8 protein-coding genes and 2 riboswitches are annotated in these 10,515 nt (G+C 57.2%); of the genes, 4 read left to right on the forward strand and 4 right to left on the reverse strand.

Features of this window, described 5'->3' with window-relative positions; translation table 11 throughout:
- Positions 1-846 precede the first annotated feature (846 nt).
- On the forward strand, positions 847-3,024 hold the full coding sequence (locus QZ326_RS08715; protein ID WP_295744032.1) for an S-layer homology domain-containing protein: 2,178 nt from the start codon (positions 847-849) through the stop codon (positions 3,022-3,024).
- Between the two features lie 127 nt (positions 3,025-3,151).
- On the forward strand, positions 3,152-3,460 hold the full coding sequence (locus QZ326_RS08720) for a DUF4368 domain-containing protein (RefSeq protein ID WP_295744034.1): 309 nt from the start codon (positions 3,152-3,154) through the stop codon (positions 3,458-3,460).
- Between the two features lie 108 nt (positions 3,461-3,568).
- Here the strand turns inward: QZ326_RS08720 and QZ326_RS08725 are convergent, their stop codons facing one another.
- The 3 genes from QZ326_RS08725 to QZ326_RS08735 form a co-directional block, all read right to left on the reverse strand.
- On the reverse strand, positions 3,569-4,981 hold the full coding sequence (locus tag QZ326_RS08725; protein ID WP_295744037.1) for a sodium:alanine symporter family protein: 1,413 nt from the start codon (positions 4,979-4,981) through the stop codon (positions 3,569-3,571).
- A 109-nt stretch (positions 4,982-5,090) separates the two neighbouring features.
- A riboswitch (glycine riboswitch) is annotated at positions 5,091-5,184 on the reverse strand.
- A gap of 6 nt (positions 5,185-5,190) precedes the next feature.
- A riboswitch (glycine riboswitch) is annotated at positions 5,191-5,267 on the reverse strand.
- A 166-nt stretch (positions 5,268-5,433) separates the two neighbouring features.
- Positions 5,434-6,126, reverse strand: a complete 693-nt coding sequence (locus QZ326_RS08730; protein WP_295744040.1) for an MgtC/SapB family protein — start codon at positions 6,124-6,126, stop codon at positions 5,434-5,436.
- Between the two features lie 17 nt (positions 6,127-6,143).
- A complete protein-coding gene (locus tag QZ326_RS08735) occupies positions 6,144-6,866 on the reverse strand; it encodes an MgtC/SapB family protein (RefSeq protein WP_365328854.1) in 723 nt (240 codons plus the stop codon).
- A gap of 508 nt (positions 6,867-7,374) precedes the next feature.
- On the opposite strand from QZ326_RS08735, the gene QZ326_RS08740 reads away from it, so the two are divergent.
- Both QZ326_RS08740 and QZ326_RS08745 read left to right on the forward strand, forming a co-directional pair.
- Positions 7,375-7,677: a metal-sensing transcriptional repressor gene (locus QZ326_RS08740; protein ID WP_295744046.1), complete on the forward strand. Its 303-nt coding sequence runs from the start codon at positions 7,375-7,377 to the stop codon at positions 7,675-7,677.
- 49 nt (positions 7,678-7,726) lie between these two features.
- Complete coding sequence (locus QZ326_RS08745) at positions 7,727-10,237, forward strand: heavy metal translocating P-type ATPase (protein ID WP_295744049.1); 2,511 nt, start codon at positions 7,727-7,729, stop codon at positions 10,235-10,237.
- Here the strand turns inward: QZ326_RS08745 and QZ326_RS08750 are convergent.
- The coding region (locus tag QZ326_RS08750) for a hypothetical protein (protein ID WP_295744051.1) at positions 10,231-10,515 on the reverse strand (285 nt) is incomplete at its 5' end. The two genes, QZ326_RS08745 and QZ326_RS08750, sit on opposite strands and share 7 nt — an antisense overlap.

The following is a 10,515-nucleotide window of genomic DNA, read 5'->3' on the forward strand; positions in this document are numbered from 1 at the left end:
CGCAGAATTTTTAGTATCCTTACTGCTCTGGCCCTGTGCCTGTCCTTGCTCCCGGGGACGGCGTTTGCGGCGGGGACACCAACCAGGACGGGGACGCTTAATCTAAGAGAGTTCTCAGCCAGCACAGATAAGACCGAAGATGAGGGCTGGAACTGGGAGATTACCGGACCCAAAAGCGGCACTCTGACATTGACAAACTGCTACATTCAATCCGATACGAAAGACGTTATTGTATTTCCGGCATACTTTACATTAACGATCATCCTGGTAGGAGACAATATCCTGGAGACCACTGCAACTCTGGGCGACCTCGACCCCATGGTCCATGGGATAGACGGGGATGGCCAGGCCATAGAAAATGAGGTCTGCCAGATTATTCAGGGAGAGGGCACGCTTCAAATCACTGGCAAGGGCACAGGATATGGTTTTGGAGGAGAAGATCTAACCGTTCAGTCAGGAACGATTACATCAGATGTCGGGTTCTGCAAAATAACGAACGAGTTTACAATGACCGGGGGGGCTGTAACCGCTTCGGGAGCGGATTATGGGCTTTATATCGTTGAGGGACCAGTCAATGTCTCCGGCGGTAAGCTGGACCTGCAAGGGACATCCTGCGGCATTTTCGTTTCTGGAATACCCAACTATGGAGCGGTAAGCGTCAACATATCCGGCGGAACGGTAAAAGCCGTCGGCAAATCAACTGCCGGTATTTTTGTTCAGCCGAATGAGGATAACTATGACCCAGATACAAGTCCCCAGGCGATCCATATCACTGGCGGCAGCTTAACAGCAGGCGGGGGTGTTGCGGGCCTTTATGCGCGGGATGTTAATGTTACCGGCGGTTCTGTGGCCGGAAACGGGGGACAGGCGGGCCTTTACGCAACAGAAGGTCTCAGCATCAGCGGCTCCAAAACATATGTCGAATGGCACGGCGCCAGCCTTCTGGATGTTTATGGGAAAACCGAAACCGCCATTACCGGCGGCGTGATAAAGGCGGACAAGGTTTCAGAGGCTGTCGTACCGGAAAACGCAATCTTGTTTGCCGGCCTGGAGGGCCAAATCTACGGAAACGCCGCCCTCGCCCAAGAGCTGACGATTCCGTCAGGCTCGACGCTGACTCTTTCCGAGGGTTCGTCTCTGACAATCGAACCGGGCGGCAAACTCGTCAACGATGGCGTTGTAGCCATAAAGCTGGGAACGGGCAGCGGCGGCGAGGGCATTTCGACTCTCATTGAGGGCCTGAAGCTCACCGGCGAAGGCACCGTGAAGGTACTAAAAGAGGATGCGGATGGCAACAAAGTTACGGAAACCTACTCCAATGAGGGCAAGCGATTGCTGGAACCGGCAGGTACGCTGGATTTCAGCGACCCGGACGGCCTTCCCGCAGACGGCGCGGACAAGGGCTACAGCTGGGACGCGGAGACGAACACCCTGACCCTCCAGGAGGGCTTCAACGCGGAGAAGGTGACACTCCCGGACGACGCGGTGACCATCGTGACGGAGGGGGAGAGTACCATTGGAGAGCTGGCCGTCAGCGGCGGCAACCCCCAGAAGACGGCGCTGACCCTCTCCGGCACGGGCAAGCTGACAGTGCAGGAGCTTATTAACATCAGCGGCAATAATAACCTCAGCCTGACGGTAGCTGCGGACGCGCGGGTGGAGGCGCTGGGCGGCGTCAACGTCAGCTCAAGCGGCGGGGTGGACGCCGTTGTCACGGTATATGGGAAGCTGACCGCGCGGCAGGCGGGCGACAGTTCCGCCGGCGTATACACTGGAAAGGTTTTCGTAGGCCCCTCCGGCGAGCTGGAGGTCTTCGGGCAAACGGGCGTACAGCTAAGCGGCGCGGGCGGCAGCTTTAACAAAGCGTTTGAGCTTTCCACCGGCGGACGCTTTACGGGAAACTGCACAAATTATATTGTCTATGTCAGCCAGGCTTCCGGCGCGGCGTTTGAGGAGAGCCTCAAAGGGGAAGAAGCCATCTCTATCCCCAACGGCTATCTGCCCTCGGACCTCCATCTGGGATTTTATGACGGCAGGACCATCCTTGCCATTCCGGGCAACGGGCCGTTCAACATCAGCTCCGGCAACGTGCCCCAGCCGGAGCCCCCGAAGCCCTCGGAACCGTCAGGACCCTCAACCCCCTCAGAACCCTCGCAGCCCTCGCACTCCCCGCACTCCTCGGGCGGCGGCTGGAACTCCAGCGCCTACGCCATTACGGTGGAGGAGTCGGAGCATGGCAAAGTAACCTCCGACCGCACCAGAGCCAGCAGCGGCAGCACCGTCACCCTGACCGCCTCCCCGGACAGCGGCTGCGGGCTGGATGCTCTGACCGTCACCAGCAGCCAGGGGAACGGGATCAAGCTGACGGCCCAGGGCGGAGGCAAATACACCTTCACCATGCCCGGCAGCGCCGTAACGGTAAAGGCGGCCTTCGCGCCCCTTCCAGACGGCACGGAAGGGCCCTGTGACGGAGGAGTGGATTGCCCCTCCCGCAGGTTCACCGATCTTGGCCCCGTGGGAACCTGGTATCATGAAGCGGTGGACTATGTTCTGCGGAACGGTCTGATGAACGGTTACGGCAACGGGACCTTTGGGCCGAATGATAACCTTACCCGCGCCCAATTTGTTCAGATCCTCTTTAACAGGGAGGGCAGGCCGCTTGTCAATTATCTGTTGCAGTACCGTGACGTGGCAGACGGCGCATGGTACACCGAGGCGATCCGCTGGGCCACCAGCCAGGGAATCATTTGCGGCTATGGCAACGGAATGTTCGGCCCCAATGACAACATCACCCGTGAACAGCTGGCCGTCATGCTGTGGCGGTATGCGGGAAGTCCGGCCGCCACGGATAAGGAACTGCATTTCCCTGACGCGGACAAGGCCGGCGGCTACGCGCTGGAGGCCCTGTGCTGGGCTGTGGAGAAGGGCGTCATGAACGGCTATGGCGACGGGCGGTTAGGCCCCCAGGGACTGGCAACACGGGCGCAGGTGGCGCAGATGTTGAAGAATTTTCTGACAAGATGATATCTGAGTAGATGTGAAATGCAGACCGTTCGCTCTGATTGTGGCAGACGGTCTGCATTTTGAAATTTACCCTTGACAAGGGCTCTCTGAGGACAACATCAGCGGCAAACTGTCGGATGAACGGTTTATGAAACTGTCAAAGGGATATGACACAGAACAGGCCGACTTGCAGGAAGAAATGACAAGGCTACAGGAGCATATCCAGCAGGCAGAAAAACAGAGTGTCAATGTTGACCGTTTCCTCTCCATTGTGAAGAAGTACACCAACCTAACAGAGCTTACACCTGAAATACTGCATGAGTTTGTGGATAGGATAATTGTTCATGCCCCAGACAAAAGCAGCGGGCGGCGTTTACAGGAAATCGAGATTATCTACAATCACATCGGAACATTCGACCATTCAAAGGTCACTTTATGGAAAGGAAAAGCGGTATAGCACCAAAAATGCCATACCGCAAATCCTTACTTAAAAAACCATTACTGGGGTTTTCCATGTTTTCTTATGGCAACGCCCTTAAGCGGACGCCTCTTTTGAGTAACGGGATTATCGCAGATTGTTCTTGTTGCTGAAATAGCTCCGAGTCTCCATAGCCACCACTCCAGAGAGGGCAAAGAGACCGATGAAGTTGGGGATGGCCATGAGGCCGTTAAAGGTGTCCGCCACATCCCACACGAACTCCAGGGGGGACACGCAGCCGATGACCACCACCAAAATGAAGATTACCTGGAACACCCGGACAGCTCTGTGGCCGAAGAGGTACTGGACACAGCGGGTTCCGTATAGAGACCAACCCAGGACGGTGGAGAAGGCGAAGAGCGCCAGCGCGATAGCCACAAACAGAGCCGCGAACTTGCCGCCGAATACCGTGGCCAGGGCAGCGGTGATCAGCTCGCTGCCGGGCTTTACGCCGAAGTCGATGGCCACGCCGCTGCAGATGATGGTCAGGGCGGTGAGGGTGCAAATGACGATGGTGTCCACAAAGACCTCAAAGATGCCGTACAGGCCCTGGTTCACGGGACCCTTGGTGTCCGCCGCTGCGTGGGCGATAGCCGCGGATCCAAGGCCCGCCTCATTGGAGAAGGCGCTGCGCCGCAGGCCCCAGATAATAGTCTGCTTCAGGACGATGCCAGTGGTGGCGCCGAACATGGCCTGGGGCGTAAAGGCGGTGGAAAAAATCTTTCCAAAGGCACCGCCGATGCCCGTCCAGTGGACGCAGATGACGATCACGGTGAAGAGAATGTAGAAAATGCTCATAAAGGGGATGAGTTTCTCCGTGACCGCACCGATACGCTTGATGCCGCCCAGCAGGATCACCGCCACCAGAATGGCCAGCAGGATGCCCATGATCCACTTGAGGGCCAGTTCCATGCCGGAGGAGACCTCCGTGAAGGCAGCGCAGGCGCCGATCACGGAGCCGGTGATGCTGTTCACTTGGGACATATTGCCGATGCCGAAGGAGGCCAGAGAGGCGAAGATGGCAAACAGTGCTGCCAGCCACTTCCAATTTCTGCCTAGGCCCTTGGAAATATAGTACATGGGGCCGCCGACCCAGTCGCCCTTGTCGTCGCGCTCACGGTACTTGATGGCCAGGACGATCTCAGAGTATTTGATCACCATACCCACCAGAGCGGCCAGCCACAGCCAGAACACGGCGCCGTAGCCGCCCATAGCAATGGCCTGGGAGGTGCCCACAATGTTGCCGGTGCCCACAGTGGCAGCCAGAGCGGTGGTCACGGCCTGAAGGGGCGTCACCGCGCCCTCGCCGGCTTTCTGCCTTTGGAACATTTTGCCTACTGTGTTCTTCATGGCGTGGCCGAAGTGCACGAACTGCACGCCGCCGTTGCGGATGGTCAGAAACAGACCGCCCAGAATGGCGCAGGGAAGAAAGGTGTACATCCAGGCGAAGTCGTTCAGCGGTCCCTTAAAAAAATCCAAAATCATATTCAAGGCTTCCATAAATTCCCTCCATAATGCCCGCAGGCGTAAATTTGAACGGCAAAAAAGAAGAGCCGTACACGCGGCTCCAACAAACAGCAGACATTCCGCCGGGCACACACTCCCGCCGGAAACGTCCTCTGTCCTTTTACCTGAGAGATTCGGCAGTTGCCCGCCTTGCACCTTCGGTACCCAATCGCTTGGGATTCTCCAGAGCCACATCCGTTTCTGGTCCTCATCCGGTCCTCCGGATGCCTGAGAGTGTTACTCCTTCGGCAGGCAGACGCCATTTTCCCAGAAACTTCCTATGCCGTTTTTCAATTGTGGTACTACCTTAACATGATATGTCCCGCTTGTCAATTGCGTTTTCCTACAAAATGTCCGTTTAGCAAAGACGTATATTCCTGCTATATGGACAAGAAAATCCGTCCGCAGAAGCGGACGGATTCATTATTCTGATAAACCAGGGTAAATTACAGCTGCCGCACAGATACCACGCCGGGGATGGAACGGGCCTGGTCCATCAGGTCCTCCTGGTGGGTGCCCTTCCGCAGCCGCAGAGTGAAGAGGGCGCAGGCATTGTGCTTTTCGGTGCTGTCGGAACGAATGATGCCCATGTTCAGGATTTTCATATCCGTTTCCCGGAAGAGGCGAAGCAACTCCTCAACGCAGGATTTGTCAGTGTGCTCTATGTAAAGATTGACCTCCGGCGCATTTTTCAGCATCCGGTATTCCAGACGGGAGAAGAACAGTTCTGCCACCAGGATCAGCGCTGTGGCGAAGAGGCCGCCCTCATAGAAGCCGCCGCCCAGAGTCAAGCCGATGATGGCGGCAACCCACAGGCCTGCCGCAGTGGTCAGCCCTTTGACCCGCTGGCGGCGGGTGACGATGATGGTGCCTGCGCCGATAAAGCCGATGCCGGCCACCACCTGGGCGCCCAGACGGGCCATGTCGGTGTACTGTCCCAAGCAGAGATAGAGGTATTGGCTGGTGAGAGTGGTCATGGCCGCGCCCAGGCAGATCAGAATATGGGTGCGGAAGCCGGCGGGACGGCGTTTGAATTCCCGCTCGATGCCGATAACGCCGCCGCAGATCACGGCCAGCAGCATCCGGGTGGTCACGGCCAGCAGCGTCACTTCCCGCAGATTGTCAAAAATCGGTAGCATACTCCTCACCCCTTTCCTTAAATGTCATGGACCACATAGACGTCTTCCATCTCAGAGATGGAAGCCAGCAGTTTGGCGTGACTGCCCTTGTGGTGCATCCGAAGGGCAAAAATGGCGTTGGGATGGTGGGATATGCTCTCCTGGCCGTGGTCCACCTCCGCCTCGTAGATCTGCACATCCTGCGATTTAATGCGGTTGATGATCTCACTCACATTATCCAGGCTCCGGAATTCCACATAGATGTTCATGTTCCGGGCATTTTCGATAATCAGCAGCTCCAGGGGAGTGAGAACGTGGACAGAGAGGAAGATCATCAGAAATGCCATAGCCACGCACTCGTAAAAACCGGCGCCAATGGCCAGGCCCATGCAGGCGGAGGCCCAGAGGCCCGCCGCGGTAGTCAGACCCTTGACCTCCTGCCGGCCAGTGACAATGATGGTGCCGGCGCCCAAGAATCCGATGCCGTTGATGACCTGCGCACCGAAACGGCTGACGTCTGTGCGGATGCCCACCTCTGCTGCCAGGGATGCCCAGTCATGGCCCAGCATATAGTACTCATACTGGCTCAGCAGCATGGTCAGCGCCGCGCCCAGGCACACCAGCATGTATGTACGAAAGCCCGCCGGGCGTCCCTTCCGGCCGCGTTCCAGGCCGATCATTCCGCCAAACAGCATGGCCAGCGTCAGCCGCAGCATTACGGACGGCATATTTAATTGCCGCAGGCAGTCCAATGCCTCGATCACAAAAAACAGCCTCCTTTACAGCTTCCGGCAGACCGGGGAATAAGAGAGGAAGAACCGGCCATTGCCGCTTCTTCCCCAATCATATATCTTTTCCGCTCAGGATACCGGGAAAAAGGTGAAAACGTTTGCGCTTTTATATCTCTCATTTTATTATTTATATTTACCATATCCGCCTGTAGATTGTCAATCTTGTCTGCGGCATTTGTGAAAAATTCGGATATTTTAATAAAAAAACTCTAAAATTTTAGCCGTTTTTTCAAACGAGATTTTTTGATGCCTTGCAGATAGCCGGCGCTTGATTTGATTATCTGCTTTTTTTGCCTGAAAAAATAATGATATTTGGAAAAAATTTTACAGTTATTAGTATCGCAAACGTTGACATAAAGGGAGCGGATATTTTTTACACTGACGGGAACGTTCTCAACAAAGGGTACTTGACAAATACCCGGAGGGGGTATATGATAAAAATACCCCATGGGGGTATATTTGGAGCGGAGGCACGGCAATGGAATCTCAAAACTGCGACTGCCATAAGACAAAGACGCGTTCTCCGGAGGAATATAAGTGTCTGATTCACCGGCTCAACCGGATCGAAGGCCAGATCCGGGGAATCCGGGGAATGGTGGAAAAGAGCGCCTATTGTCCGGACATCCTGGCCCAGGTGGCCGCCGCCAACGCGGCGCTGAACGCTTTCAGCCGGGAGTTGCTGGCGGAGCACATCCGCACCTGTGTGGCCCGGGATGTACGGGAGGGCAGGGAGGAGACTCTGGACGAGCTGGTGGCCACGATCCAAAAGCTGATGAAGTGACAGAACTTACATGCGGCGTATGCCGGAATGGCATGTGCGGGGAGGAATTATGGAACAATATAATATTAATGGTATGAGCTGTGCCGCCTGCTCTGCCCGGGTGGAAAAGGCGGTCTCCAAGGTGCCGGGTGTCACGTCCTGCTCCGTGAGCCTTTTAACGAACTCCATGGGTGTAGAGGGCAGCGCCTCCGCCGGGGAGATTATCCGGGCGGTGGAGGAGGCGGGGTACGGCGCCTCACCCAAGGGCGCGGGCAGGCAGGCCGTCTCCCCCTCGGAGACGGAGGAGGCCCTGCGGGATCATGAGACCCCGGTTTTAAAACGCCGGCTGATCTGGTCTTTGAGTTTTCTACTGGTTCTGATGTATTTCTCCATGGGGCATATGATGTGGAACTGGCCGGTTCCGGCGTTTTTCCATGGGAATCATGTGGCTATGGGGCTTTTGCAGATGCTTTTGACTGTGGCGGTCATGGTTATCAACCAGAAGTTTTTTGTCAGTGGCTTCAAGAGCCTGTGGCACAGGGCTCCGAACATGGACACCCTGGTGGCCCTGGGTTCTGCGGCGGCCTTTGTCTACAGCACTTACGCTCTGTTTGCCATGACAGACGCCCAGGTGCGGGGAGATATGGCCGCGGTGATGGACTACATGATGGAGTTTTACTTCGAGTCCGCTGCTATGATCCTGGCCCTGATTACCGTGGGCAAGATGCTGGAGGCCCGGTCCAAGGGCCGGACCACCGATGCCCTGAAGGGGCTGATGAAGCTGGCCCCCAAGACCGCCGTGGTGGAGCGGGATGGACAGGAGACGGAAATTCCCGTTGAACAGGTGCGCAGGGATGATATTTTCGTCGTCCGTCCCGGTGAGAATATCCCGGTAGACGGCGTGGTGGTTGAGGGCGCAAGCGCTGTCAGCGAAGCCGCATTGACGGGCGAGAGCGTCCCGGTGGATAAGTCCCGGGGGGACAGCGTGTCCGCCGCTACGGTGAACCAATCCGGCTTTCTCAAGTGCCGGGCCACCCGGGTGGGGGAGGACACTACACTCTCCCAGATTATCCAGATGGTCAGCGATGCGGCGGCCACCAAGGCCCCCATTGCCAAGATCGCCGATCGGGTCTCCGGCGTGTTTGTTCCGGCGGTTATCACCATTGCAGCCGTTACTACCGTTGTCTGGCTGCTGCTGGGAGAGAGCGTGGGTTTCTCCCTGGCCAGGGGGATCTCTGTGCTGGTAATCTCCTGTCCCTGCGCTTTGGGCCTGGCCACCCCGGTGGCTATCATGGTGGGCAACGGCATGGGGGCCAGAAACGGCATTCTCTTTAAGACCGCCGCGTCTCTGGAGACTGCGGGGCGGACAGAGATCGTAGCGCTGGACAAAACCGGCACCATCACCCAGGGAGAGCCCCGGGTGACGGACATCCTTCCGGCAGAGGGACTGAGCGAGGCAGAGCTGCTGAGACTTGCCGGTGCGCTGGAGTGGAAGAGTGAACATCCCCTGGCCAAAGCCATCCTGGAAAAGGCCCGGGAGGAGGGGCTCCCGGCGGAGGAGGTTACGGATTTCCAGGCCCTGCCGGGGAACGGCCTCACCGCACGGTGGGGCGGCGCTGTGCTCAGCGGCGGCAATCTTGGCTTTATCAGCGCCCGGGCCGCCGTGCCCCAGGAATTTCAGGCTAGGGCTGAAGCCCTGGCCGCCCAGGGCAGAACGCCGCTGTTTTTCAGCCGGGACGGCGAACTTTTGGGTATCATCGCTGTGGCGGACGTTATTAAGGAGGACAGTCCCCAGGCAGTGCGGGAGCTGCGGAATATGGGCATCCGGGTGGTGATGCTCACCGGCGACAACCAGCGGACCGCCGACGCCATCGGCGCCCAGGCCGGGGTGGACGAGGTCATCGCCGGGGTTCTGCCTGACGGCAAGGAGAGCGTGATCCGGAGCTTGAAAAAGCAGGGGAGGGTAGCTATGGTGGGCGACGGCATCAACGACGCCCCGGCCCTGACCCGGGCGGACACCGGCATTGCCATCGGCGCGGGAACGGACGTGGCCATTGACGCGGCGGACGTAGTGCTGATGAAGAGCCGACTCTCCGACGTGCCTGCCGCCATCCGGCTGAGCCGGGCCACCCTGCGGAATATCCATCAGAATCTCTTTTGGGCGTTTTTCTACAACACAATCGGTATTCCCCTGGCAGCAGGGCTTTTCATTCCCCTGGGGCTGACGCTGAACCCCATGTTTGGCGCGGCGGCCATGAGCCTCTCCAGTTTCTGTGTGGTCTCCAACGCCCTGCGGCTGAATCTCTTTGACATTCGGGACGCGGGCCGGGATAAAAAATTCAAAGTAAGACACAAGGAGGAAGCGAAAACCATGGAAAAGACAATGAAAATTGAGGGTATGATGTGCGGACACTGCGAGGCCCGGGTAAAAAAGGCCCTGGAGGCTCTGCCGGAGGTGGCGGAGGCCAACGTCAGCCACGAGAGCGGCACCGCTGTAGTGACGCTGTCCGGTGAGATCTCCGACGCGGCGCTGAAAAAGGCCGTGGAGGATCAGGATTACCAGGTCACCGGGATTCAGTGATTTTGCGGAAAAAGACTGGAGAAATCCGGTCTTTTCCATTTTCTCTTGTAAAATGCAGCGTTGTGTGTTATAGTCAACACACTGGATAAAGAATTATTTTGATTCTTTATCAGATCATTGGCGCGGGGGCCGATGCTGGCCGCAGAGCGGTTCCTGTGCTTCATAGTGTTATGGGCACGGACAAGGTCCGTCCGGCAGAACTTCGGCCCGCTGGCTGAAAAATCAGCAGATTCCGGATTTTGGGGTGTGTTGGCCATAAAGTAACGAAAGAGTAAGAA

It is taken from the genome of uncultured Oscillibacter sp., assembly GCF_910587525.1.
Lineage (GTDB): Bacteria > Bacillota > Clostridia > Oscillospirales > Oscillospiraceae > Oscillibacter.